The organism is Variovorax sp. ISS6 (genome assembly GCF_056523145.1).
The window spans coordinates 6,637,224-6,662,416 of sequence record NZ_JAWRZC010000001.1 but is presented as its reverse complement, the minus strand read 5'-3'; the positions used below and the strand labels follow the sequence as shown (position 1 = coordinate 6,662,416).

General features: G+C 71.2%; 21 protein-coding genes. 8 read left to right on the top strand and 13 right to left on the bottom strand.

The features are described 5' to 3' along the window. Nucleotides 1-3: 3 nt before the first annotated feature. The 6 genes from AC1HIL_RS30745 to AC1HIL_RS30720 form a co-directional block, all read right to left on the bottom strand. Nucleotides 4-1,095 carry an agmatine deiminase family protein gene (locus tag AC1HIL_RS30745; protein ID WP_422095986.1) on the bottom strand — a complete coding sequence of 364 codons (1,092 nt, stop codon included), beginning with the start codon at nt 1,093-1,095 and terminating at the stop codon, nt 4-6. Between the two features lie 28 nt (nt 1,096-1,123). Further along, nucleotides 1,124-2,284: an agmatine deiminase family protein gene (locus AC1HIL_RS30740; protein ID WP_479670759.1), complete on the bottom strand. Its 1,161-nt coding sequence runs from the start codon at nt 2,282-2,284 to the stop codon at nt 1,124-1,126. Nucleotides 2,285-2,360: 76 nt separating this feature from the next. Then, on the bottom strand, nt 2,361-3,245 hold the full coding sequence (locus tag AC1HIL_RS30735) for a LysR family transcriptional regulator (RefSeq protein WP_479670758.1): 885 nt from the start codon (nt 3,243-3,245) through the stop codon (nt 2,361-2,363). Nucleotides 3,246-3,298: 53 nt separating this feature from the next. Next, on the bottom strand, nt 3,299-6,370 hold the full coding sequence (ydiJ, locus tag AC1HIL_RS30730) for a D-2-hydroxyglutarate dehydrogenase YdiJ (RefSeq protein ID WP_479670757.1): 3,072 nt from the start codon (nt 6,368-6,370) through the stop codon (nt 3,299-3,301). A 19-nt stretch (nt 6,371-6,389) separates the two neighbouring features. Next, the gene (locus AC1HIL_RS30725) at nt 6,390-7,382 is read right to left on the bottom strand and encodes a tripartite tricarboxylate transporter substrate binding protein (RefSeq protein WP_479670756.1); all 993 of its coding nucleotides are present in this window, start codon (nt 7,380-7,382) and stop codon (nt 6,390-6,392) included. 22 nt (nt 7,383-7,404) lie between these two features. Beyond that, complete coding sequence (locus AC1HIL_RS30720; RefSeq protein ID WP_479670755.1) at nt 7,405-8,241, bottom strand: amidohydrolase family protein; 837 nt, start codon at nt 8,239-8,241, stop codon at nt 7,405-7,407. Nucleotides 8,242-8,373: 132 nt separating this feature from the next. On the opposite strand from AC1HIL_RS30720, the gene AC1HIL_RS30715 reads away from it, so the two are divergent. The 5 genes from AC1HIL_RS30715 (at nt 8,374) to AC1HIL_RS30695 (ending at nt 14,506) form a co-directional block, all read left to right on the top strand. Next, entirely contained in the window at nt 8,374-9,321 is a 948-nt protein-coding gene (locus tag AC1HIL_RS30715; RefSeq protein WP_261216966.1) for a LysR family transcriptional regulator, read from the top strand. A gap of 132 nt (nt 9,322-9,453) precedes the next feature. Next, on the top strand, nt 9,454-10,932 hold the full coding sequence (locus AC1HIL_RS30710) for an aldehyde dehydrogenase (RefSeq protein ID WP_057591394.1): 1,479 nt from the start codon (nt 9,454-9,456) through the stop codon (nt 10,930-10,932). 41 nt (nt 10,933-10,973) lie between these two features. After that, nucleotides 10,974-12,455, top strand: a complete 1,482-nt coding sequence (locus tag AC1HIL_RS30705) for an FAD-dependent oxidoreductase (RefSeq protein WP_479670754.1) — start codon at nt 10,974-10,976, stop codon at nt 12,453-12,455. An 86-nt stretch (nt 12,456-12,541) separates the two neighbouring features. Continuing rightward, a complete protein-coding gene (locus tag AC1HIL_RS30700; protein WP_398492600.1) occupies nt 12,542-13,513 on the top strand; it encodes a Bug family tripartite tricarboxylate transporter substrate binding protein in 972 nt (323 codons plus the stop codon). Nucleotides 13,514-13,573: 60 nt separating this feature from the next. Then, nucleotides 13,574-14,506, top strand: a complete 933-nt coding sequence (locus AC1HIL_RS30695) for a LysR family transcriptional regulator (RefSeq protein WP_479670753.1) — start codon at nt 13,574-13,576, stop codon at nt 14,504-14,506. 78 nt (nt 14,507-14,584) lie between these two features. Here the strand turns inward: AC1HIL_RS30695 and AC1HIL_RS30690 are convergent, their stop codons facing one another. The 3 genes from AC1HIL_RS30690 to AC1HIL_RS30680 all read right to left on the bottom strand — a co-directional run bounded on the left by AC1HIL_RS30690 (nt 14,585) and on the right by AC1HIL_RS30680 (nt 17,113). Beyond that, nucleotides 14,585-14,986, bottom strand: a complete 402-nt coding sequence (locus AC1HIL_RS30690; protein ID WP_093341107.1) for an HU family DNA-binding protein — start codon at nt 14,984-14,986, stop codon at nt 14,585-14,587. 130 nt (nt 14,987-15,116) lie between these two features. Then, complete coding sequence (locus AC1HIL_RS30685) at nt 15,117-16,313, bottom strand: arabinose transporter (protein ID WP_479670752.1); 1,197 nt, start codon at nt 16,311-16,313, stop codon at nt 15,117-15,119. 134 nt (nt 16,314-16,447) lie between these two features. After that, nucleotides 16,448-17,113 (bottom strand): O-methyltransferase, encoded by a 666-nt coding sequence (locus tag AC1HIL_RS30680; protein ID WP_479670751.1) that lies wholly within the window; start codon nt 17,111-17,113, stop codon nt 16,448-16,450. A gap of 37 nt (nt 17,114-17,150) precedes the next feature. On the opposite strand from AC1HIL_RS30680, the gene AC1HIL_RS30675 reads away from it, so the two are divergent. Continuing rightward, complete coding sequence (locus tag AC1HIL_RS30675) at nt 17,151-17,828, top strand: TetR/AcrR family transcriptional regulator (protein ID WP_479670750.1); 678 nt, start codon at nt 17,151-17,153, stop codon at nt 17,826-17,828. A gap of 71 nt (nt 17,829-17,899) precedes the next feature. Here AC1HIL_RS30675 and AC1HIL_RS30670 read toward each other — a convergent pair whose 3' ends face one another. From AC1HIL_RS30670 to AC1HIL_RS30655, 4 genes are all read right to left on the bottom strand, one after another. Next, on the bottom strand, nt 17,900-19,237 hold the full coding sequence (locus tag AC1HIL_RS30670) for an MFS family transporter (protein ID WP_057591388.1): 1,338 nt from the start codon (nt 19,235-19,237) through the stop codon (nt 17,900-17,902). A gap of 175 nt (nt 19,238-19,412) precedes the next feature. Further along, nucleotides 19,413-20,027 (bottom strand): response regulator transcription factor, encoded by a 615-nt coding sequence (locus AC1HIL_RS30665; protein ID WP_422095995.1) that lies wholly within the window; start codon nt 20,025-20,027, stop codon nt 19,413-19,415. Then, a complete protein-coding gene (locus AC1HIL_RS30660; RefSeq protein WP_479670749.1) occupies nt 20,024-22,195 on the bottom strand; it encodes a sensor histidine kinase in 2,172 nt (723 codons plus the stop codon). The genes AC1HIL_RS30665 and AC1HIL_RS30660 overlap by 4 nt, the downstream gene beginning before the upstream one ends. A 79-nt stretch (nt 22,196-22,274) precedes the next feature. Then, on the bottom strand, nt 22,275-22,955 hold the full coding sequence (locus AC1HIL_RS30655) for a TetR/AcrR family transcriptional regulator (protein ID WP_261216946.1): 681 nt from the start codon (nt 22,953-22,955) through the stop codon (nt 22,275-22,277). A 108-nt stretch (nt 22,956-23,063) separates the two neighbouring features. Here AC1HIL_RS30655 and AC1HIL_RS30650 point away from each other — a divergent pair, with 108 nt between their 5' ends. Both AC1HIL_RS30650 and AC1HIL_RS30645 read left to right on the top strand, forming a co-directional pair. Then, nucleotides 23,064-23,648 (top strand): SCO family protein, encoded by a 585-nt coding sequence (locus AC1HIL_RS30650; protein ID WP_479670748.1) that lies wholly within the window; start codon nt 23,064-23,066, stop codon nt 23,646-23,648. Then, nucleotides 23,645-25,192 (top strand): linalool dehydratase/isomerase domain-containing protein, encoded by a 1,548-nt coding sequence (locus tag AC1HIL_RS30645; protein WP_479670747.1) that lies wholly within the window; start codon nt 23,645-23,647, stop codon nt 25,190-25,192. The genes AC1HIL_RS30650 and AC1HIL_RS30645 overlap by 4 nt, the downstream gene beginning before the upstream one ends. Nucleotide 25,193 lies beyond the last annotated feature (1 nt).

Below are 25,193 nucleotides of genomic sequence, written 5' to 3'. Positions count from 1 at the left end.
GCCTCAACGCGGCTGCTGCTGCGTGGTGCAGTGGATGCCGCCGCCGCCCGCGGCGATCGCATCGATGTCGAGCTGCACCACCTCGCGCTTCGGGAACAGCTCGCGCAGCAGTGCGCGGGCGTTGCCGTCGGCGCGCGCATCGCCGAACTGCGGCGCGATGACGGCGCCGTTGCAGACGTAGAAGTTGATGTAGCCGGCCGCGAACTCGTCGCTGTCGTAGGCGTCGCGCACCGAATCCGGCCCCGCGAGCACTTCCACGCGCAGGCGCTGGCCGCGCGCGTCGGTGGCCTGCCGCAGGATCTCGAGGTGGCGCCGGGTCACGGCGTGATCGTAGGAATCGGGGTCGTTCTCCAGGCCCGCCACCACGATGCCCGGTGCCGCGAAGCGCGCATAGAAGTCGGTGTGGCCATCGGTGATGTCGCGGCCCGCGATGCCGGGCAGCCAGATGATCTTGCGCAGGCCCAGCAGGCGCCGCAGTTCGGCCTCGCAGTCCTCCTTGCGCCAGCCGGGATTGCGGTTGGCGTTGAGCACGCAGCTCTCGGTGATCAGTGCCGTACCCGCGCCGTCGACCTCGATGCCGCCGCCCTCGAGCACCAGCTCCGTCGCCAGCGGCCGTGCCTTGGCTGCACCGCTCACGTAGCCGGCCACCTCGGCATCGTCGGCATGGGCCTGCTTGCCGCCCCAGCCGTTGAAGTTGAAGTCGACGCCGCCCCATTCGCCCGCCGCATTGCGCACGAACACCGGCCCGGTGTCGCGCATCCAGAGGTCGTCCACCGGCTGCACCTCGAGCTGCACGCGGTTGCCGCACAGGCGCGCGGCCAGGTCGTGCTCGCGTTCGCGCACCAGCAGGTGCACGGGTTCGAACTCGGCGATGGTGCGCGCGATGCGGGCCAGGTGCTGGCGCACCGGCGTCAGCAGGCGCCGGCCCCAGATCGCCTCGCTCGGGCCGAAGGACATCCAGGTGGCGCGGTGCGGCGCGGCTTCGTCGGGCATCAGCCAGCTTTCGGGCGTGGCGGCGGGCGAGGCGGCGATGCAGCCCAGCGGCGCGAGGCCGAGGGCGCTGGTCAGGCGGCGGCGGGTCATCGAGAAATGCATGTCGGTCTCCTGGCGAAAGCGTTCGGGGTCACACCGGCTCCTGCTGCGTGGTGCAGTGGATGCCGCCGCCGCCCGCGGCGATGGCATCGATGTCGAGCTGCACGACCTGGTGGCTCGGCAGTTCCGCGGACAGCGCCGCGCGGGCCGCCGCGTCGGCCGCCGCATCGCCGAACTCGGGCAGGAACACGGCCTTGTCGGTCAGCAGGAAATTCACGTAGCCGGCCGCGAACTCCTTGCGTGCGTAGGTGGGGCGCACCCGGCCCGGCGTGGCCAGCGTGACGATGCGCAGGGCGCGTCCGTGCGCATCGGTCGCCGTGCGCAGCAGTTCCAGGTGGCGCCGGGTCACGGCATGGTCGAAGGACTCGGGGTCGTTGTCCAGTGCCGCCACCACCACGCCCGGCTTGAGGAAGCGTGCATAGAAGTCGGTATGGCCGTCGGTGATGTCGCGGCCCGCGATGCCGGGCAGCCAGATGATCTTCGTGAGTCCCAGCAGGCGCTGAAGCTCTTCCTCGGCCGCGGCCTTGGTCACGCCCGGGTTGCGGTTCTCGTTGAGCACGCAGCTCTCGGTGACGATGGCCGTGCCTTCCCCGTCGACCTCGATGCCGCCGCCTTCGAGCACCAGGCGGCTGCGCAGCAGCGGCACGCCCGCGAGTTCGGCCATGCGCGCCGCCACCGTGGCGTCGCGCGCATGCGGCTGCTTGCGGCCCCAGCCGTTGAAGTTGAAGTTCACGGCGGCCCGCTCGCCGCGGGCGTTGCGCACGAACACGCAACCGGTGTCGCGCGCCCAGAGGTCATCGATCGGGTGTTCGATCAGCTGCACGTTGGAGCCGCAGAGCTGGCGTGCCGTGGCCGCATCCTCGGCGTTCACGAGCATCTTCACCGGCTCGTAGACGCTGATCGCATTGGCGATGCGCGCCAGCGCGCGCTGCACCGGCTGGCGCAGTTCGGCGCTCCAGATCGATTCGCGCGCGGCGAACGCCATCCAGACGGCGCGATGGGCACCGCCCTCGTCGGGCATGCGCCAGGCGCTGGCGGGTGCAGGGGAAGGCGCGGGCGCGGGAGCGGGCGCCGGCGGCGGAAAGGGGAGCGAGGGGCCGCCGGCGCTGCCGCCGCCACCGCCGCAGGCGCTCAGCAGTCCATGGAAGAGGCCCAGGCCACCGAGGCCCAGGAGCGTTCGTCGAGTCGTCATAAGAATCAGGGTTTCTACGGAGTCCCGGATTCTGTAGACGCTCACTCATCCGCACAATTGATCTTTTCTGGCCATATCAATCGATCTGGCTCATGAAATGACCGTCTTCACGCGCGAAGCCCCACAGGCTGTCGAACACCTCGCGCACCAGCGGCAGGCGCGACGGGCCTTCCGTGCGGGAGATCCAGAGGGTGCCGAGCGGCAGGCTCGGCGAGGCCGCCAGGTGGCGCAAGCGGCCGCTGCGCAGCGCATCGTCGGCCGAGAGCCGCGACACCAGCGCGAGGCCGCGGCCGCGCAGTGCGGCGTCGAGCAGCAGGCGCGGGTCGTCGTAGATCGCGGTCTTGCGCAACTGGCCGAAGTGCTCGCGGATGAAGGGGCCGATGCGGTCGCTCGTGAGGTCGGCCTCGAGGCACAGCAGGCCGGGCGCGGCATCCGTGTCGGCGTCGGGCAGGCCGACCGCCACCAGCTCGTCGCTCAGCAGCGGCACCTCGAACACGCCCGGCTGCTGCAGCGGCTCGCGCGTGATCGCGATGTCCACGTCGAGCTCGTCGATGAAGCGGGCGCTCTCGTCGACCGAGACGATCGGGCACAGGTCGGGATGCGCCTGCAGCAGCCGGTCGATGCGCGGCTGCAGCCAGCCGTGCGCGACGGGCGCGGGGCAGACCAGCGTGACGAGGCGGTCGTCCATGTAGGTCTCGATGCGGTGCAGGCCGTGGCGGATCTGCTCGAGCGACTTGCCCACGCTGTCGAGCAGCAGGCCGCCGGCCACGGTCAGCTCCACGCCGCGTCCCTTGCGCCGGAACAGCGGCTGGCCGACCTGCTGCTCGAGCTGCGCGATCTGGTGGCTGATGGCCGATTGCGAGACGTGAAGCTCCTCGGCCGCGCGCGAGTAGTTGCCCAGGCGCGCGGCCGCTTCGAAGCCGATCAGGAATTTGAAGGAGGGCAGTCTGGCGTTGGACATGAGAACCCGGTCGATGGATCGGCACACAAGATAGCGCCTTTCATCAACGGGGTTCAGTGCGCGGCGTCGGCGTCCTCTTCGTCACCACCGCCATACAGCTGCGCCAGCACCTCCACCGGATGGCGCAGGCGCCGCGCCCGCAGCCGCTCGACCTGGCTGCGGCACGAATAGCCGGTGGCGAGGAATTCCGCCGGCGCGGGCTCGGCCGCCAGCAGCGGCGCCCACGACTGCGAGAAGATCCGCTGCGAGGTCTGCAGGTTGCGCTGCTCGTGGCCGTAGGTGCCCGACATGCCGCAGCAGCCGCTGGCCTGCGCCTCGAGCCGCAGGCCGGCGCGCGCGAACACCCGGGGCCACAGCGCGGCGGCCGCGGGCGCGTTGGTCTTCTCGGTGCAATGCGCGAGCAGGCGGAAGTCGCCCGGCGCGGCGCGCGGCGGCGCTTCGGCGGGCAGCGCATCGAGCAGCCATTCCTGCGGCAGCAGCACCGAAGGCAGGCGCGCCATCCGCGGCAGCTTGGCGTACTCCTGGCGGTAGACCAGCGTCATCGCGGGATCGAGGCCGACCAGCGGCACGCCGCATTGCGCCAGCGCATCGAGCATGTCGGCGTTGCGGCGCGCCGCGCGGTCGAAGGCGCGCAGGAAGCCCTGCACCTGCAGCGGCTTGCCGTTGGGCCGGAAGGGCGCGAGCCACACGGTGCAGCCCAGTCGCGCGGCCAGCGCGATGAAGGCCGCGAACACGGGCGTCTCGAAGTAGCGCGTGAAGGCGTCCTGCACCAGCACCACCGAACGCGCGCGCTCGTCGGCACTCAGCCGCGCCAGCGCCGAGGGCGTGGCGTGGCGCACGTTCCAGCGCCGCAGGGTGGCGCCGAAATCGAAGCGGCTCAAGAGCGGTGCATCGACCATGCCGGCATGTCGCGCGAGCAGGCCGCGCACCGCGGGCAGGGCCATCAGGCCGTTGTAGAGCGCCGGCATGCGTGCGAGGCCGGGCATGCTGTATTCGAGCGAGCCGATGAAGTAGTCCTTGAGCGGGCGCAGGTAGCGCGCGTGGTAGAGCTCGAGAAAGCGCGCACGGAACTCCGGCACGTCGACCTTCACCGGGCATTGCCCCGCGCAGGACTTGCAGGCCAGGCAGCCGGCCATCGCCTCGTAGACCTCGTGCGAGAAATCGTCGGCGGCCTTCGCGCTCCGCCGGCCGTTGCGCCAGCGCTCGGGCAGCCCGGCCAGGAACGAGGGCTGCCGCGCCGCGGCCTGCAGCACGTCGACGCCGGCCTCGCCCTGCAGCCGCAGCCATTCGCGCAGCAGCGAGGCGCGCCCCTTGGGCGAATGGCGGCGCTCGCGCGTGGCCTTCCACGAGGGGCACATGGCGTCGTCGGGGTCGAAGTCGTAGCAGGCGCCGTTGCCGTTGCAATGCAGGCCGCTGGCGTAGCTCTGCCACACGCGTTCGTCGATGCGGCGGTCGGCGTCGGCGCGCATCGGCACCTCGTCGATGCGCAGCAGCGCCGCATCGACGCCCGCGGGCGTCGCGATCTTGCCGGGGTTGAGCTGGTTGTGCGGATCGAAGGCGGCCTTGAGTTCCTGCAGCGACGCATACAGCGGGCCGAAGAAGGCCGGTGCGTATTCGGAGCGCACGCCCTTGCCATGCTCGCCCCAGAGCAGGCCGCCGTACTTCTGCGTGAGCCGCGCGACCGCGTCGGACAGCGGGCGGATCAGCGCGGCCTGGGCCGGGTCCTTGAGGTCGAGCGCGGGCCGCACATGCAGCACGCCGGCGTCCACATGACCGAACATGCCGTACGAGAGGCCGTGGCTGTCGAGCAGCGCGCGGAACTCGGCGATGTAGTCGGCGAGCCGCTCGGGCGGCACGGCGGTGTCTTCCACGAAGGGCTGCGGCCGCGCCTCGCCCTGCACATTGCCCAGCAGGCCCACCGCGCGCTTGCGCATCGCATAGACCCGGGTCACGGCGGCATGGCCGGCCGCGATGGTGTGGCCCAGGCGCGCCGCGCCGGCATCGCGCGCGAGGTGCGCGACGAAGGCCGCGACGCGGGTCTCGAGTGCCTCCAGCGAATCGCCGCTGAACTCGACCATGTTGATGCCGCGCGTGGGCGCGCCGTCTTCGCTCGAGGGGAAGTAGTCGGCCACGCCCTGCCACACGATGTCCTGCATCGCGAGCATCAGCACGCGCGAGTCCACGGTCTCGATCGACAGCGGCGCATGCGCCATCAGCGCCTGGGCGTCGCGCAGCGCATCCATGAAGCTCGCATAGCGCACGTTGACCAGCATCGTGTGGCGCGGAATCGGCAGCAGGTTGAGCTCGGCCTCGACGATGAAGCCCAGCGAGCCTTCGGCGCCGCAGAGCACGCTGTTGAGGTTGAAGCGGCCGTCGCGCTCGCGCAGGTGCGCGAGGTCGTAGCCGGTGAGGCAGCGGTTGAGCCTGGGAAAGCGTTGCTCGATCAGCGCGGCATCGCGCTCGGCGATCCGGTGCGCGCAGCGCCAGGCATCGCCCACGCGGCCGGGGCGTGCCAGCTGGGCCTGGAGTTCGTCGGGCCCGGCGGGACGGCTGTCGAAGCGCTCGCCGCCCGGCAGCACGACCTCGAGCGCGAGCACGTGGTCGCGCGTCTTGCCGTAGCTGCAACTGCCCTGGCCGCTCGCGTCGGTGCTGACCATGCCGCCGATGGTGGCGCGGTTCGAGGTCGACAGCTCGGGCGCGAAGAACAGGCCGTGCGGCGCGAGCGCCGCGTTGAGCTGGTCCTTGACCACCCCGGCCTGCACGCGCGCCACGCGCCGCACCGGATCGATCCAGACGATGCCGTTCAGGTGCCGCGACAGGTCGACCGCGATGCCGTCGGTCAGCGACTGCCCGTTGGTGCCGGTGCCGCCGCCACGCGGCGCGAGCACCACACGCCGGTGCTCGTCGCGGTCCATCAGCGTCGCGAGCCGCACCACGTCGTCGGCATGCTTCGGGAACACCACGGCCTGCGGCAGCCGCTGGTAGATCGAGTTGTCGGTCGCAAGCACCGTGCGGTCGGCATGACGCTGGCTGATCTCGCCCTCGAAGCCTGCGGCGGCCAGCGCCGCGAGAAACTGCCGATAGTGCTGCGCCAGCGTGACCGGGGGTGGAACGTGGGCGATCATGGCTGGCCGTGCGTGCCGATCAGTCCGCCTTGAGGCGGCCTTGCTTGACCAGCCGCGCCGCCAGCACCGCGTCCTCCTGCACCAGCCGCTGCAGGTAGGCCGCGCTCTCGGCGAAGGGCTCGCTGCCCAGTTCGCGGATCGGCTTCGAGAACTCCGGCTCGGCCACCGACTTCGCGATCCAGCCCTGCAGGCTCGCGACGGTCTGCGGCGCGATGCCCCTGGGCGCGAACACGCCGACGAAGGTGGTGGCGTCGAAGTTCGCAATGCCCTGCTGCGCCAGGTTCGGCACGCCGGCCAGCATGCCGCCGACCTGCGGGCCGAGCACCAGCAGCGCGCGCAGGCCGCCGCTCTTGATGTGCGGTGCCGAGCTCGTGATCTGGTCGATCACGGCGTCGATCTGACCGCCGAGCAGGTCGACCACGGCCGGTCCCGAACCCTTGTAGGGCACGGCATTGACGCGTGCCTTCGCGGCATCCTCGAGCTGCAGCAGCGCCAGGTGGTTCGGCGAGCCCGGGCCCGCATGGCCGATGGTCACGTTCTCGCTCCCGGCCTGCATCGCCCGCAGGAAGTCGCCCGCGGTCTTGAAGCGCGCATCGTTGGCGCGCACCACCACCACCACGGGCGTGCGGCTCAGCACGGCCACGGGCACGAAGTTGTCGGCGCGGTAGGGCACCTTGATCATCTCGGGCAGGGTGCCGAGCTGGCCCGGCGTGGCCACCAGCAGCGAATGGCCGTCGTTCTCGGCGCGCGCGGCCCAGCCCGTGCCCACGGCACCGCCGCCACCGGCGCGGTTGTCGACGATCACCGACTGCCCCGCATGCCGCGTCAGCGGCACGCCCAGGGTGCGGGCCGTGATGTCCACGTTGCCGCCCGGCGCGAAGGGCACGATCAGCGTGAGGGGCTTGGTCGGAAAGGCGCGGCCCTGCGCCCTGCCGGGCCAGGCCGCCGCCGATGCGGCGAGCGCGACGCCGCCCTGGATGAAGGTCCTGCGGTTGAACTTGTTGTCGGTCATTCGAACGTCTCCCTGTGATGAATCAATGGTTCCAGTAAAGCTGCGTGGGGTTGCGCACCAGCACCTGCTGCAGGTCGCCGTCGGGCAACCAGGCGCGCAGCGCTCCTGCCAGTTCGCTGCTGGCGGTAGCGCGTGCGTCGATGCCGGGATGCGGCCAGTCCGATCCCCAGAGGATGCGTTCGGGGTTGGCGCGCGCCAGCGCATGGGCCAGCGGGATCACGACGGGATCGGTGGCGCAGGCCGATGCACTGAGCCGGTAGGCGCCCGAGAACTTGACCCAGGCGCGCCCTTCCGCGAGCAGCGCGCGCAGGTTCGCGAGCCCGCGGCCCTGCGGCGTCCAGCCCGGGGCCGGATGGCCGAAGTGGTCGACCACCACCTGCAACCCGGTGGCGGCAACGCGCGGCACCAGAAAGGGATCGCGTTCCACGTCGACCAGCAGCTGCAGGTGCCAGCCGAAGGCCGCGATGCGGCTGGCAATGGCGCGCAGGCTGGCGGCCGACACGCCGCCCGAGAACAGCGCGTTGCAGCGCGCGCCGCGCACGCCCAGCGCGTGCAGTTCCTCGATCTCGCGCTCGCTCGTGTCCTCGAAGATCACGGCCACGCCGCGCATGCTGCCGGGCGCCGCTTCGCGCAGCGTGCGCTTGAGCAGCGAATGGTCGCGGCCGTAGACGCTGGGCTGCACCAGCACGCAGCGCTCGACGCCCACCGGGCCGAAGGCGGCCCGGTAGTCGGCCATGGAGGCCGGAGCCGGCGTGTACGAACGCTCGTCGATCAGCGGAAATTCGCGCGCGTCGCCGAAGACGTGGAAGTGGGTGTCGCAGGAGCCTTCGGGGAATATCTCGGGGCGGTCATCGCTCACGGGCGGGTGGCGGTCATGCGGGGAAAGCGAGGTCATGGAGAGGAAGCTGGGGATGCGGGCTTATTGTTCTAAGACGCCCCCGCATGCGGCAAGATCATCTTTGTCATCTTCATCGTGAACCGGATTCATCCCATGAACGCCGCCGGCGGCCCGCCCCTGAACCTGCGCAGCATCGACCTCAACCTGCTGGTCATCTTCGAAGCCCTGTTCGAGGAGCGCAGCGTGGTCAAGGCCGCGACCCGGCTGGGCCTGACCGCCTCGGCCGTGAGCCATGCGCTGCGCCGCCTGCGCACGCAGTTCAAGGACCCGCTCCTGACGCGCACGCCGCAGGGCATGGCGCCCACGCCCGAGGCCGTGCGGCTGGCCACGAGCTTTCGCAAGGCCTTCAGCGAGATCGAGAGCGCGATCGAGGTGCGCGGCGGTTTCGATCCCGCGACCGCGCGCCGCACCTTCCACCTGCGGCTGTCGGACTACGTCGGCGTTCTGCTGCTGCCGCGGCTGTGCATCCACCTGAGCTCGGTGGCGCCCGGCGTCAGCCTGTCGGTGCAGTCCTTCGACATGTACCAGCCCTCGGACCGCGTGGAGTACGAGGGCGTGGAGATCCGGCTGTCGGTGTCGCGCGGCCGCTCGGTGCTGTCGGCCTCGCGGCGCATCCTCGACGACCAGTGGATGGTGCTGATGCGCAAGGGCCATCCCGCGGCCTCCGAACCGATGACGCTCGACAGGTACCTCTCGCTGGGCCACCTCAAGGTCTCGGGCGTGGGCAGCAGCATCCTCGACGAGATCCTGGCCGAGCGCGGGCTCGCGCGCCGCGTGATGATCCAGGTGCCGACCTGGCTCGGCATGGTGCCGGTGATCGAATCCACCGACCTGATCGCGGCCATGCCCGCGCACTGGATGGACAGCGTGCTCTCGGGTTCGGACTGCGTGGCGGTGCCGATGCCGCTGCCCGAGCTGGGCCTGTCGATCGACGCGGTCTGGCATCCGCGCAACGAGCACGACGCGGGCCACCGCTGGTTCCGCGAGCTGATCCACCGGATCTTCGAGGAGGCCTGCGACAAGTCGCGCGTGCTGCGCTGAACGCCGCCGCGGCCATCGATGACGAAAGCTCACGAGAGGCCCAGGACTCATCGCTTGTGCCCCCGCGTGCCGCGCCGGAAACTGAAAGCCATTCATCCAGTTCACCCGGCCCACACACGGAGCACGCAAGCAATGCAGCAGTACAGACTCTTCATCGGCAACGAATGGCAGGCGAGCGCCTCGGCCCAGTGGTTCGATTCGCTCGACCCGTTCTCGGGCGAGCCCTGGGCCCGCATTCCGCAGGGCAATGCCGAGGACGTCGACCGCGCGGTGAAGGCGGCCGAGGCCGCAATGCAGGGCCCGTGGGGCCAGATGTCGGCCACGCAGCGCGGCATGCTGCTGCACCGGCTGGGCGCGCTGATCGAGGCCAACCTCGACACCCTCACCGAGGCCGAGGCGCGCGACAACGGCAAGCTGCGCAGCGAGGTGCGCGGCCAGGTGTCGTACATGGCGAAGTACTTCTATTACTACGGCGGCCTGGCCGACAAGATCCAGGGCGCGGTGATCCCGATCGACAAGCCCAAGGTCTTCAACTACACGCGCCTCGAGCCGATCGGCGTGGTCGGCACCATCACGCCGTGGAACTCCTCGCTGCTGCTGACGGCCTGGAAGGTGGCGCCGGCGCTCGCGGCCGGCAACGCCATCGTCGCCAAGCCCTCGGAGCACACCTCGGTGTCGCTGCTCGAGCTCGCGCGGCTGTTCGCCGAGGCGGGCTTTCCGCCCGGCGTGTTCAACGTGGTCACGGGCTTCGGCAAGGAGGTGGGCGAGCCGCTGGTCGAGCATCCGGGTGTGGCCTGCATCGCCTTCACCGGCGGCGACGAGGGCGGGCGCCGCGTGAGCGTGGCGGCGGCGAAGCACTTCAAGCGCGTGACGCTCGAGCTCGGCGGCAAGTCGCCCAACATCGTGTTCGACGACGCCGACCTCGCGCGCGCCGCCAACGGCGTGATCACCGGCATCTTCTCGGCCGGCGGCCAGACCTGCATGGCGGGCTCGCGGCTGCTGCTGCAGGAGAGCATCCACGACGAGTTCGTCGAGCGGCTGGTCGCGATCGCCTCCAAGGCCAAGCTCGGCGACCCTTCGCTGCCCGACGTGCAGGTGGGGCCGGTGGCCACGCGGCCGCAGTTCGACAAGGTGGTGAGCTACATCGACATCGCCAAGGCCGAGGGCGCGCACTGCGCGTTCGGCGGCAAGGTGCGCAGCGGCCCGGGCTACGGCGCGGGCCAGTTCGTCGAGCCGACCATCTTCACGGGCGTGGACAACGGCATGCGCATCGCGCAGGAGGAAGTGTTCGGGCCGGTGCTGTCGGTGCTCAAGTTCAAGGACGAGGCCGACGCGGTGCGCATCGGCAACGACATCCGCTTCGGCCTCGCGGCCGGCGTGTGGACGCGCAGCCTGCACCGCGCGATGCACATGTCGGAGCGGCTCAAGGCCGGCACGGTGTGGATCAACAACTACCGCTCGACCAGCTTCACCACGCCCTTCGGCGGCTTCAAGGACAGCGGCCAGGGCCGCGAGGGCGGCGTGGAGGCGGTGAAGGAATTCCTCGAGACCAAGAGCGTGTGGATCTCGACCGAGCTCGACATGCCGGACCCGTTCATCCGCAAGTACTGACAGCCGCGCGCGACGCAACGACACGAGAAGAAAGTGGAGACATGAACGAAGCATCCCTGCCCATCGACCGCTGCGACGTGCTCGTCGTCGGCTGCGGCATCTCGGGCCTGAGCGCGGCGGTGGCCGCGGCCGCCGCGGGCGCGACCGTGACGGTGCTGGAACGCGCCACGCCCGAGGAGTTCGGCGGCAACACGCGCTGGACCGAGTCCTACTTCCGCATGAAGAGCGAGACCGAGGTCAGCGACGATTTCGAGCAACTGCTGGTGGCCAATGCCGGCCACCACATCGATCCCGAGATCGTGCAGCACGCGGCCGCGCCCTACGAGGACTGGCCGCCGCACGTCAAGGCGCACGGCATGCCCGACCCCGAGCTGGTCGCCACGCTGGCCGGCGAGGCCGGCGCCACGGTGCGGTGGCTCCAGGGCTTCGGCGTGCGCTTCGCTGCGCTGCCGACCTACTTCGTGACCGCGGCCGCGCCGCGGCTGATGCCGGTGGGCGGCGGCCTCGCGCTGATCGAGGCGCTGCGCGACGAAGCGCTGCGCCTGGGCGTGGCGATCCGCTACCGCAGCACCGCGCAGCAGCTGCGGCGCGCCGACGCGCGCGGCGAGCTGGCGGTCGACACCGTCGGGCCCGACGGCAGCGTGCGGCGCATCGTGGCGCGCGGCGTGGTGCTGGGCACGGGCGGCTTCGAGGGCAACCCCGAGATGCTCACGCGCTACATCGGCCCGCAGGCGCGCTACCTGCGGCCGGTGGCGCGCGGCGGCTACTACAACCGCGGCGAGGGCATCCGCATGGCGCTCGATGCCGGCGGCGCGCCGGCCGGCGACTTCGGCTCCTACCATGCCGAGCCGATGGACCCGCGCTCGGCCCAGGTCGAGCCGCTGGTGATGAGCTTCTCGTACGGCCTGCTGGTCAACAAGGACGGCCGGCGCTTCGTCGACGAGGCGCCGGGGCCGGTCGACGTGCACTACGACCCGATCGCGCGCGCCATCAAGGACCAACCCGACGGCATCGCCTTCATGGTCTACGACCAGCGCATCCACGAGGTGCCGAACTGGAAGAAGGGCATCCGCACCGACCAGCCGCCGATCGAGGCCGGGTCGCTGGACGCGCTCGCGCGCGCCTGCGGCATCGATCCGGCCGGCCTGCTGGCCACGGTGGCGGCCTTCAACGCGGCCTGCGCGGGCGATGCCGACGCGCGCTTCTCGCCGCTCGCGGTGGACGGCGTGGCCACCGCGGGTATCGCGCCGCCCAAGTCGAACTGGGCGTTGCCGCTGGCGCGCGGACCCTTCTGCGCCTACCCGGTGATGTCGGGCATCTGCTTCACCTTCGGCGGCGTGAAGACCAACCGCGATGCGCAGGTGATCGACAACGACGGCCGCACCATCCCCGGCCTCTATGCGGCCGGCGAGGCCGCGGGCCTCTACCACCAGGTCTACACGGGCGCGACCTCGGTGCTGCGCGGCGCCGTGTTCGGACGCATCGCTGGCGCGCATGCCGCGCGCCACGCGATACCGCGCTGACGCGGCCCCCGCTTTCTTTCCGGCTGCCCAGCCATCACCGCCCGCGCGGTGCGGCGCGGCACGTCCATACAACCAAGGAGACAGACATGCCCTTCATCACGACGCGCCGCCTCGCGGCCCTGGCCATCGCCTGCGCGGCCCTCGGCGGCTTCGCGGCCCGCGCCGACTGGGCACCGCCCGGGCCCATTCGCCTGGTCGTGCCCTATGCGCCCGGCGGCGGCACCGACGTGCTCGCGCGGCTGGTCGCCACGCAGATCGGCAGCACGCTGGGCCAGCCGCTGATCGTCGAGAACCGGCCCGGAGTCAACGGCATCCTCGGCGCCAACTACGTCTATGCCGCGCCGGCCAACGGCACCACGCTGCTGTTCGCGGCGGCCGACTTCATCTCGGTCTCGCCGCACATCTACAAGAAGGCCGTGCGCTACGACCCCGACGGCTTCCAGCCCGTGGCACTGGTCGCGAAGATGGGCTTCGTGATGGCCGCGCGGCCCGCGAGCGAGACCAAGGACGTGGCCGACTTCGTGGCCCGCGCGCGCGCCAGGGAGGTCACCTATGCGCACTGGGGCCCGGGCAGCATGGCGCAGATGGGCATGGAGCTGCTGCGCTCGCGCGCCGAGGGCACGAAGGCGCTGCCCGTGCCCTATGCGGGCGCCGCGCCCGTGATGTCGGCCGTGATGGCCGGCGACGTCGAGTACGGCTTCGTGCCCACGCCGCTGGCGGTCGCGAGCCGCAGCAAGCTCAAGCTGTTCGCGCTCGGCTCGCCCGAGCGCTTCGCGGGCCTGCCCGACGTGCCGACGCTCAAGGAGCTCGGCTACGCGGTCGATGCCGACACCTGGTTCGGCATCCTCGCGCCGCCCGGCACGCCCGCCGCCGTGGTCGAGGCGCTGCAGGCGCAGGTCGAGAAGGTGGTGCGCGATCCGGCGGCACGCGCGCGCATGACCGACATCGGCTACACGCCCTCGAACATCGCGCCGCGCGACTTCGGCGCCTTCGTGAAGAGCGAGAACGCGCGCTGGGGCGCGGTGGTGCGCGCGGCTCGCATCCAGGTGGAGGAATAGGTGCCGCCGCGGCTCGTCCTGGTCAAGAATGGGGCCTCGATCCAAGGGCCGCGATCCGTCATGAAGCGAAAAATCCCCAGCACCGTCGCCTTGTCGCTGTTCGAGTCGGCCGCGCGCCACGAGAGCTTCGCGCGCGCCGCGGCCGAGATGTACCTGACCGAGAGCGCGGTGAGCCGGCAGATCGCCGTGCTCGAGGGCTTCCTCGGCGTGAAGCTGTTCAGCCGCGGCAAGAAGCAGGTGGTGCTGACCGACGCGGGCCGGCTCTATGCGCGCAACATCCGCGGCAACCTCGACGAGATCGAGCTGCATACCAAGTCGCTGATGCAGCACAAGGGCGCGGGCGGCGTGCTCGAGCTCGCCGTGATCCCGACCTTCGCGAGCCGCTGGCTGCTGCCGCGGCTGCACGACTTCCTGCGCAGGAACCCGGGCATTACCGTCAACCTGTCGGAGCGCGCCGAGCCCTTCGCGTTCCGCGGCACCAACCTCGATGCTGCGCTGCACTTCGACGACCCGGTGTGGGATGCGGTCGAGAAGGTGCATCTGTTCGAGGAGGAGGTGGTGCCGGTGCTGAGCCCGGCCCACTTCGACCTGTCGAAGCTGAAGAAGCCCGCCGGCCTGATCGCGCTGCCGCTGCTGCACAAGCGCGTGCGGCCCGAGGCCTGGCAGCGCTGGTTCGAGGCCGCGGGCTCGACGCAGCCGGTGCCGCCGCCGGCGATGCGCTTCGAGCTCTATGCGATGGTGATCGATGCCGCGCGCGCGGGCCTGGGCGTGGGGCTGGTGCCGCGCTTCTACGTGCAGGAGGACGTGGCGCGCGGCACGCTGGCCATGCCCTTCGACATCAGCCTCAAGCACGAGAAGCGCTATTGCCTCGTGTACCCCGAGCACAAGCGCGATTCGCAGGCGGTGCAGCTGTTCAGCGAGTGGGTGGTGGAGGCGGCGGCCGAGTTCAGCACGGGCGCGCAGGTGGTGCGGCGGCCGAGGAAGCGCGCCTGATTCGGCCGCCCCAAAAGAAAACGGCCCCGCGGGGCCGTCTTCATCGCGTGCATGCGGCCTGCGAGAGGCCGCGGTGCATCACTTCTTCTTCGCGGCCACGGCCTTCTTGGCGGGGGCGGCGGCAGCCTTCTTCGCGACCGGCTTGGCAGCGGGCTTCGCAGCCGACTTGGCGGCGGGCTTGGCATCGGCCTTGCGCTTGGCGGCCTTCGGGTCCACGGCGGCCTTGAAGGCGGCGCCCGGCACGAACTTCGGCACCTTCTGGGCGGCGATCTTGATCTTGGTGCCGACGCTCGGGTTGAAACCGGTGCGGGCTGCGCGAGCAACTTGCTTGAAGGTGCCGAAGCCGACGATCTGGACGGGGTCGCCCTTCTTCACGGCGGCGACGATGGAGCTGGTGACCGTTTCCACGATGCGCGCGGCTTCTGCCTTGCTGACGTTGTGGGTGGTGGCGATTTTCTCAACGAGTTCGATGCGGTTCAACTGAGTTCCTGATAGGTTTGATTCGTCATGTTGCCTATGACGGCGCAGCCTCGGATGCAGGCTGCAAGCGGCGTGGAGTGTATTCGAACGCGAGAGAGGGCCTGCGGTGCGAAGGGAGAGTGGGGCTTTCTCATGCACGCGCAACGCTGCGCAGCCGCAGTGCGATCAGCAGGCCGGCGAGCGCCGCGCCTGCGCCGATGAGGAACACGCCGCCATAGCCCGCGCGGTCCGCGAGCAACCCGGCCACGGGGCCGGTGAGCCCGTAGGCCAGGTCCTGGAAGGCCGAGAAGCCGCCGAGCGCGGTGCCGCGCAGTTGCGGTGCCACCAGCCGCACCACTTCTCGGCCCATGGCCGGAAAGATCATCGAGCAGCCGAGGCCGGTGAGGAAGGCACCCGCGAGCGCGGCGACGGGGCTCGGCGCCTGCCAGATCAGCGCCTGGCCGAAGGCCTCGACCGCCAGCGACACGATCGCCACCGGCAGCCCGCCGATGCGGTCGGGCAGGTGGCCGAACAAGATGCGCACCAGCACGAAGCCGCTGCCGAAGGCCGTGAGCCCGAGGCCCGCATGCGACCAGTGCTGGCCGCGGAAGTGCAGCACGAAGAAGGCGCCGATGGCCGCGAAGCCGATGCCCTGCAGGCACACGATCAGCCCATGCGGCCAGATGATGCCGAGCACGCTGCGCAGCGAGGGCCGGCCCGCGCCCGGCTGCACCGCCACGCCCTCGAGCCGCCACACGGCCAGCAGCCCGATGCAGGGCAGCAGCGCGCTCGCGGCCATCGCACCGGCGAAGCCGAAGCGTTCGAGCAGCGCGAGGCCGACCGGACCGCCGACCGCGAGCGCGCCGTAGATGGCGGCACCGACGAGCGCGAGCACCTGGCCCGAGCGCGCGGGGCCGACGAGGCCGATGCCCCAGCCGATCACGCCGACGGCCACCAGGCTCTCGCCGAGGCCCAGCAGCAGGCGGCCCGCGACCAGCAGGCCGAAGCCGATCCACGGCGTGGGAATCCACAGGCCCGCGAGCCATGCGACGAGCGCGCCCGCGACATAGAAGGCCAGCCCGCGCACCACGGCGCGCTTGGGACCCTGGCGGTCCGACAGGCTGCCGGCGGTCGCGCGCGTGAGCACGGTGGCGAGGAAGGCGATGCCGACCGCGAGGCCGGCCCAGAAGTTGCCGAGGCCCAGCCGCGTCGTCACGTGGACCGGCACCACGGGCAGCGAGAGGCCGACGCAGAGGTAGGAGATGAAGAGCACCGCGGCGAGCAGCAGCAGGCGGCTCTGCGCGGAGCGGGACGGCGCGGGAATCGCCGGGGCGGAAGTGGAGGTCATTGGGGAGGTCCAGGTGGTTCCTCGGACGGCCGGTGCGAAAAGGAAAACGCACCCCGGCCGCGAGGATCGCGGGGGTGCGTTGCTTGACGTCAGACGCTTACGGCCAGCGGGACTGGCGGAAAAAAAAGGAAGGCTCAGCCGAGCCGCATCGAGAGTTCGACGTCGGACGCGAAAGGCACCGACAGGTAGCCGGCCGCGCTCGAGCGCACGCGCGCGAGGTACTCGGGGCTGTGGTCGGCGTTGTCGGCGATCACGAGCGCGCCGGGGCGCAGGCGCGCCTCGACCAGTGCCAGCACCTCGGGATAGAGCGCCTTGGCGCCGTCGAGCAGCAGCAGGTCGATGCTGTCGGGCAGGTCGGTGGCCAGCGTGCGCAGCGCATCGCCTTCGCGGACCTCGACCAGGTCGGCGAGGCCGCCGGCCGCGAGGTTCGCGCGGGCGCGCGCCACCTTCGAGGCTTCGAACTCGGTGCTCAGCAACCGGCCGCCGCCGTTGTCGCGCAGGGCCGCGGCCAGGTGCAGGGTGGAGATGCCGAAGGAGGTGCCGAACTCGACGATGCTGCGCGCGCCGTTGCCGCGCGCGAGCATGTAGAGCAGCGTGCCGGTCTCGCGCGAGACGGCGAGCGGGAAGTCCTTCAGGCGGGCGTAGAAATCGAGGTACTCGGTGCGGCTTCGCATCAGGCGCGCGAGCTCGTCGCTCGACAGGCCGGCAACGGCGGCGCTGGTGCGCGGCGAGGAGGCATCGGCCTCGGCGAACAGGCGCTCCAGCAGGGGCGCGAGCGGTGCGGTGGTCAGTGTGTTCATGGTGTTCTTCAGGGATTGGACGGTGTGCGTCGATAATATGAAGGAACATTCATATTTTCCATTCGCGTTCCGAAGCCACGCCATGCCCACCCGCCGCAGCGCCCCGCTCTCCTCGAGAAGACAGCCCCAGCAGGCCCGTTCGAGCGACCTCGTCGCGGCGATCCTCGAGGCCGCCCTTCAGGTTCTGGCCAAGGAGGGCGTGCACCGCTTCACCACCACGCGCGTGGCCGAGCGCGCGGGCGTGAGCGTGGGTTCGGTCTACCAGTACTTTCCGAACAAGGCCTCGATCCTGTTCCGGCTGCAGAGCGACGAATGGCGCCAGACCACCGAGCTGCTGTGCGGCATCCTCGAGGACGTGCAGACACCGCCGCTCGATCGTCTGCGCCGGCTGGTCCATGCCTTCGTGCGCTCGGAGTGCGAGGAGGCCGGCATGCGCACCGCCTTGCACGACGCGGCGCCGTTCTACCGCGACGCACCCGAGGCGCAGGCCGCGCGCGCCGCGGGCGAACGCGCGATGCAGGCCTTCCTGCGCGAGGCGCTGCCCGGCTTGTCGAAGGCGCGGCGCGCGCTGGCCGGCGAGCTGGTCACCACCACCTTCAGCGCGGTCGGCAAGCAGTTCTCGGAAACGCCGCGCACCGAGGCGCAGATCAAGGCCTACTCCGAGGCGCTGGCCGACATGCTGTGCGCCTACCTGCGCAGCCTCGGCGCGGAGTGATCGGGCCTCAAAAAAAGAGTCCCGGCGCGGACCCCGCGGCGGGACTCTTCTCGACGCGCGAGCGCCTTGTCTTACTTGTCGTGATGCAGGTAGGTGGCCTGGCGCGGCAGCAGCAGGCTGACCAGGAAGGCCACGCCCATCATCGCGGTCACGTACCAGTAGAAGTAGGACTCGTGGCCGATCGACTTCAGGCCCAGCGCCACGTACTCGGCGCTGCCGCCGAAGATGGCGTTGCCCACCGCGTACGACAGGCCCACGCCGAGCGCGCGCACCTCGGGCGGGAACATCTCGGCCTTCACGATGCCGCTGATCGAGGTGTAGAAGCTCACCACCGCCAGCGCGACGGTGATCAGCACGCCGGCCATCAGCGGGCTCGCGACGTTCTGCAGGCTGCTGAGCACCGGCACCGTCATCAGCATGCCGAGCGCGCCGAACAGCAGCATGTTGCTGCGCCGGCCGATGCGGTCCGACAGTGCGCCGAACAGCGGCTGCATGCACATGTAGATGAACAGGCAGGCGGTCATCACGTTGCTGGCGGTCTTGATCGACATGCCGGCCGAGTTCACCAGGTACTTCTGCATGTAGGTGGTGAAGGTGTAGAAGATCAGCGAGCCGCCGGCCGTGTAGCCCAGCACCACGAAGAAGGCGCGCTTGTGGTGGCGGAACAGCTCGCCCATGGTGCCGGCGCCCTTGGCGGCGCGGGTCTTGGTGCTGGCGGTCTCGGTCAGCGTGCGGCGCAGCAGCAGCGCCACGATGGCCGCCACGGCGCCCAGCACGAAGGGAATGCGCCAGCCCCAGGCCTTGAGCTCGGCCTCGTCGAGCACCTGCTGCAGCACCACCACGACCACCACCGCGAGCAGCTGGCCGCCGATCAGCGTGACGTACTGGAACGAGGAGAAGAAGCCGCGCTGGCCGCGCATCGCCACTTCGCTCATGTAGGTGGCGGTGGTGCCGTACTCGCCGCCGACCGACAGGCCCTGCAGCAGCCGCGCGAGCAGCAGCAGCGCGGGCGCGGCGGCGCCGATCTGCGCATAGGTCGGCAGGCAGGCGATCACCAGCGAGCCCACGCACATCATCACGACCGAGGTCACCATCGAGGTCTTGCGGCCCTTGCGGTCGGCGATGCGGCCGAACAGCCAGCCGCCGATCGGGCGCATCAGGAAGCCGGCCGCGAACACGCCGGCGGTGTTGAGCAGCTGCACCGTGGGGTCGGACTTGGGGAAGAAGGCCGGCGCGAAGTAGATCGCGCAGAAGGCGTAGACGTAGAAGTCGAACCACTCCACCAGGTTGCCCGAGGAGGCGGCGAAGATGGCGAAGATGCGCTTGCGCTTCTCCTCGAAGGTGTAGGGCGTGGTGTCGGCCGGCGAGGCGCCGGCGGGGGCGCCGCCGGTGCGGGCGAGGGTGTTCATGGCGTGTCCTTGTCTCGGGTCGCGGCCGCGGGCGGTGTCCCGGCGGCCTGAATCGGTGCCCGGGGAGTCTGTCGCGGCGGCCGCGCGCCGTCGTCCGTAGCCCACCGCCGCGCGGCTACGTATCGGTACGCAAGGGTTAACCCTAGGTGGCGTTTCCGGGTCGGCGCGGCCCCGGCTACAGCCCGTGTTCGCGCAGGAAGCGGTCGAGCTGGTGGCTGTTCGCGAGGCCCAGCTTGGCGAAAACGTGGGCCCGGTGGGTCTCCACCGTGCGCTGCTCGAGCGGCGCGAGCTCGAGCGCGATCTGCTTGTTCGGCTTGCCCTCGGCCACCAGCCGCGCCACCTGCATCTCGCGCGGCGTGAGCTTGTCCCACAGCGACTGCGCGGCCTGCCGCGCCTGGCGCTTCGCGGCGATCTCGCCGGCGCGCTGCAGGGCGCGCGCGATGCTGTCGAGCAGCTGCTCGTCGTTGCAGGGCTTCTCGAGCCAGCCGAAGGCGCCGTTCTGCACCGCCTCCACCGCCATCGGGATGTCGCCATGGCCCGAGAGGAACAGCACCACCAGCGGGCTGTCCTGCGCGCGCAGCGCGTCGAACACCTGCAGTCCGCTCATGCCGTCCATGCGCAGGTCGAGGATGGCGCAGCCCGCGCGCTGCAGGTCGGCGCCGGCCAGGAAGTCCTCGCCCGAGGCGAAGGTCTGCACCGCGTAGCCGCGCGAGAGCAGCAGCAGGCCGAGCGAGCGGCGCACGGCCTCGTCGTCGTCGACCACGCAGAGGTTGTTGGCGGATGCGTTCATGGGGAGGGGATCTCCAGCACGAGGGTGAATACCGTGCCACCGCCCGGACGGTGGTCGAACACCAGCCGGCCGCGGTGCGCCTCGACGATGGTGCGGCAGATGTTGAGGCCGAGCCCGAGGCCGCCGGGCTTGGTGGTGAAGAAGGGCGCGAACACCTGCTCGGCGAGCGCGTCGTCGATGCCCGTGCCGCGGTCGAGCACGCGGATCTCCATGCGGCCCTCGACCACCCCGGCCTCGAGCTCGACCACGCGCCGTTCGACCGGCGTGGCCTGCATCGCCTGCAGGCTGTTGGACAGCAGGTTCAGCAGCACCTGCTCGAGCAGCACGCGGTCGCCGCGCACCGGCGGCAGCGTGGCCGGGATGCGCACCTCGGCGCGCGACTGGCGCTGGCGCATCTCGCCCTGCAGCAGCGCCAGCGCATTGGCCGCCAGCGCCGCCACCGCGCAGTCTTCCGTGCCCGCGGTGCGCTGGCGCACGAAGCCGCGGATGCGCCGCACGATCTCGGCGCTGCGGCGCGCCTGCGCCATGGTCTCGTCGAGGCTGCTGGCCAGCAGCGCCTGGTTGCCCTGCTCGGCGAAGGCCTTGGCCGCGCCCGCGAAGCTGCTCAGCGCCATCAGCGGCTGGTTGAGCTCGTGCGCCAGCGTGGAGGCCATCTCGCCCAGGCTCGCGAGCCGCTGCGCATGCTGCAGCTGCTCGTCGTTCTGGCGCTGGCGCAGCTCGGCGCGCTTCTGCTCGGTGATGTCGACCACCGAGCTCATCCAGCCCGCGTGGCCGCCGTCGGCATCGATCAGCGGCGCGGTGTAGACCATGGTGATGACCTCGCGGCCGTCGCGATGGCGCAGCCGCGATTCGAAGCCCGACAGCGCGGGCTGGCCGCTCATCATGGCGTCGTAGTGGTGCCAGTGGCGCGGCACCTCGTCGGGATGCCAGTAGGGGTAGGGCGGCAGCTTGCCGAGCAGCTCGTCGGCGCCGTAGCCGGTCATCTCGCAGAAGGCCGGGTTGACGTAGGTGATGCGGCCCTCGAGGTCGCGCGCGCGCATGCCGACCAGCAGCGAATCCTCCATCGCCTTGCGGAAGGCATGGGCCTCGTCGAGCTCGTGGGTGCGCTCGCGCACGCGCAGCTCGAGCTCGCGCCGCGCATCGCGCTGCTCGGCGAAGCGGCGCTCGCGCAGCCGCCAGTAGAGGCCGCCGAGCAGCAGCACGCCGGTGCCCAGCAGGCCCAGCATCCAGGTGCGCTCGCGCGCGCGCGTGACCTCGGCATGGTCGACCATCACCGTGAGCGTCCAGCCCAGGTCGGGCAGCGGCTCGTCGATCGCGAGGAAGCTGCGCGGCTTGCCGCCGAGCGCGGTACGCACCAGGTAGCCGGGCTCGCCGTCGCCGCGCTGGGTCTTCCAGGGCAGCGCGGGGAAGCTGGCGCGCGCGCCGTACTGCTGGTCGCGCCGCAGCCGCTCGAGCTGCACCGCGTCGAGCGGGCGCGTGGCCTGATACATCCACGCGGGCACCGAGCTCAGGAACACGATGCCGCGCGCGTCGGTCAAGAGGATCGGGTCGCGCACGAAGGTCCAGGCCTCCTGCAGCGCGCGCAGGCTGACCTTGACCGTCACCACGCCGATCACCGCGCCCGTGTCCGAGCGCACCGGCGCCGAGATGAACAGGCCCGGTTCGCCGGTGGTCTGGCCCACGCCGTAGAACAGGCCGCTGCGGCCCGCGCGCGCATCGATGAAGTAGGGCCGGTTGGCATAGGACTCGCCGACGAAGCTCTGCGGCGTGGCCCAGTTGCTGGCCGCGAGCGTGAGGCCCTGCGGGTCGATCAGATAGAGCGCGTCGGAGCCGGCCTGCCGGTTCACCTCCTCGATGTAGAGGTTGGCGCGCTGCTTCACGGCCGCGTCGCCGGGGTGCGCGAGCGCGGCCAGCACCTCGGGATGCAGCGCCGCGGTGAACGGCAGGTAGCTGTACTTGCCGGCCGAGTCGCGCAGGCCCAGCACGTGCACTTCCATCGCGCGGCGGATCGAGTCGGCCTGGAAGCTGGCCTCGCGCGCGGCGGCCCATTGGCCGGCGGCGCCGATCAGCAGCGCCGCGAGCGCGAGCAGGCCGGCGCCGAGCAGCAGCGCGCGCCGGCGGCGGCGCGGCGGCGGCTGGGGGGCGGAAGAGGGCGGGGAGGGCGGCATGGAAGCGGGAACGGCCGGCGCGGCGCAGGCGATTCTGCACCGATCGCCCCGCGGCCTTCGCGCCGGCGCCGCTTGCCGCTCAGCGCGCGCGTGTCGCGGCCGCCGCGCCCTTCGCCGCCCACTGCGCGAGCATCGCCTCGACCAGCTGCGACACCATCGCGCGCGTATCCGACCAGGCCATGGTGCGCGTCATGCACGGAAAGGCGATGGTGCCGAACACCGACGCCAGCAGCGTGTCGGCCGCGAGCCGCGAGGACAGCGGCGGGCGCGGCAGCGTGGCGAAGAAGGCATCGACCGTGTCGTAGTAGAGCTGCAGGCTGTCGACCACCGCGCGCGAGCGGCCGAAGGGCCGGCCCTCGCTGTCCAGCGGCGGCGGCTCGCGCAGGCTGGGCGCGGGGAAGATCTCGAGGAACTCCTCCATGTGCGCGAGCCAGTGGTCGGCGGTGGCCATGAACAGCTTGTGCACGCGCCGCGCGGGATCGCGCGTGCGCGCGATGGCCCGGCGCAGGTGCTCGGTGGCGCTGTCCATGTCGCGGCCGCGGATGTGGAAGAACAGGTCCTGCTGGTCGTGGAAGTACTGGTAGATGCTGCCCGGCGCATAGCCGGCCTCGGCCGCCACGCGCCGCAGCGACACGCCGGCCGCGCCCTCGGCCGCGAGCAGCCGCCGGCCCGCGGCGATGAAGTCCTCGCGCACCAGCGCCTTGTCTTCCTGGCTGCGCGCGCGGCGGCGCAGGTCGTGCTTCGGGTCGCGCAAGGGCATGGAGCGTGGGGCCGGCGAGGGGAGTGGGGGCGATGGACGGCCGAAGTATAGGTGGCGCTGCGGGAAAACCCGGGCTATAAATGAACGCGTTCAAATAAAAATGCGCCCATGTCCTTCCTCTCCACCTTCGCCGATGCCGCGCCCGCGCCCTGCTGTTGCGGCGGCGCCGCTGCCGCCGCGCCGGCTCCGATGCCCGCGCCGATCGATGGCGCCTTCTCGCTGGTCGACCACTTCGGCACGCCGGTCGACCAGCGCAGCTATGGCGATCGCCACCTGCTGGTGTTCTTCGGCTTCTCGCACTGCGCCGTGGTCTGCCCGCGCGAACTCGCCAAGCTCGGCGCGGCGCTGCGGGCGCTGGGTCCGCTGGCCGCGCGCGTGCAGCCGCTTTACGTGAGCGTCGATCCCGCGCGCGACACGCCCGCGGTGCTGCGCGCCTGCGTGGCGCGCCATCCGGGCGGCTTCGTCGGCCTCACGGGCAGCGAGGCGCAGGTCGAGGCCGCGAAGAAGAGCTTTCGCGTGTTCGCGCGCCGCGTGCCCGACGCGGCGGCGCCCGGCGGCTACGTGGTGCCGCACACCGCGCTGGCTTACTTCATGGCGCCGGGCGGCCGCTACCTCGCGCACTTCGCCGAATCGCTCGATGCGCCAGCGGTGGCGGCACGCATGAAGGAACTGATGCAGGGAGACACGCCATGAACAGCCCCGAAGCCTCGACGCCGCTGAGCGACCGGCAGGCCGGCCACCTGCGCCATTTCGCCAACCTCTCGCGCCGGCCGGTCAACGACTGGTCGGGCATGCAGGGCCGCGGCACCGGCCAGGACGACTTTGGCGGCTACCGCTTCCAGCTCGCCTACATGGCCTATGCGATCGCGCTCGCGCACCGCCACCGGCTGCCCGCCGCGCCCGGCGCCTTCCGGCCGGTGTTCGAGCGGCTGATCGCCAAGATGCTGCTGCCCGAGGTCTGGATGTACTGGGCGCGCGTGAGCCGCGGCGGCAGCGTGTTCAACATGCACCGCTCGCACGACTACGAGGAGGACTGGAACCCGGTCGGGCGCGACAACATCATGTACAGCGCCTACGTGCAGTCGATGGCGCTGCTGCATCACTACCTGTTCGACGACGACCGCTATGCGCAGCCCGGCGCGCTGACCTTCAGCTACTGGTCCTTCTTCTGGGGCGGCAAGGAGCGCCGCTTCGAATACGACCAGCGCAGCCTCAACCAGCACGTCTACTGGCAGATGGTCGAGAGCGGCTACCTCGGCGTGGCCTGCGAGCCCAACTGCGTGTTCCAGATCTGCAACCAGCCCGCGATCCTGGGCTTTCGCCTGCACGACCTGGTGCATGGCGGCGCGATGGCGGCCGAGGTCACGACGGCCTACCAGCAGGCCTGGGAACGCTTCGGCCGGCTCGGCGCCAACGGCCACTACCTCACGATGATGGCGCAGGACACGCAGGCGCTGCGCGACAACGCCGGCCCCTCGCCCTGGGTCGATGCCTGGTGCGGCATGCTCATGAACATGTGGAACCGCGACTTCGTGCATGCGCACTATCCGGCGCAGCTCGCGGGCTGGCTGCTGCGCGGCGAGGACGGCGCCTGCTCGGTGCGCTCGGCCGAGCGGCCGCCGGTGATGGGCCAGCAGGTGGTCAACGACGACTCCGACTTCGGTTTCGCCGCGGCCTGGGCCTCGGAGATGGGCGACGCCGAGACGCTCGCGGGCTTCATGCGCCATGCCGATCGCCACATGGCGCCGGCCTGGCGCGATGGCGGCTTCCACTTCCCGCGCAACGACCAGCTCGAGGACGCGCAGGGCCATCGCACGCTGGTCGAGCCGATGACCGGCAACGTGCTGCTGGGCTACGCGAGCCTCAACGTGCCCGACGGGCTCTGGCGCCTCTACAACCAGCCCTGGCCCGAGCACCACCATCGCCAGCCCGCGCTGGTGCGCGTGGACGACGCGGTCGACGTGCTGCAGGCGGTGTTCGACACCGAAGCGCGGGTGCTGCGCTTCGCGCTGCGCCGCTGCGAGGGCGCGCGCGGCGGCGTCGAGGTCGAGATCGGGCGGCTGGCATCGCGCGGTGCCTGGACCCTGTGGTGCGATGGCGCCGAGGTCGCGCGCGGCGAGGCGGACCGCATCGAAGGCGGCGCGGCCCTGGCGCTGCGCGCGACGCCCGAGGGCTTCGCGCTGCGCTGCCCCGAGGGCGCGACCGCGGCCTTCGTGCTGGCGTTCGGCGCCGACTGAC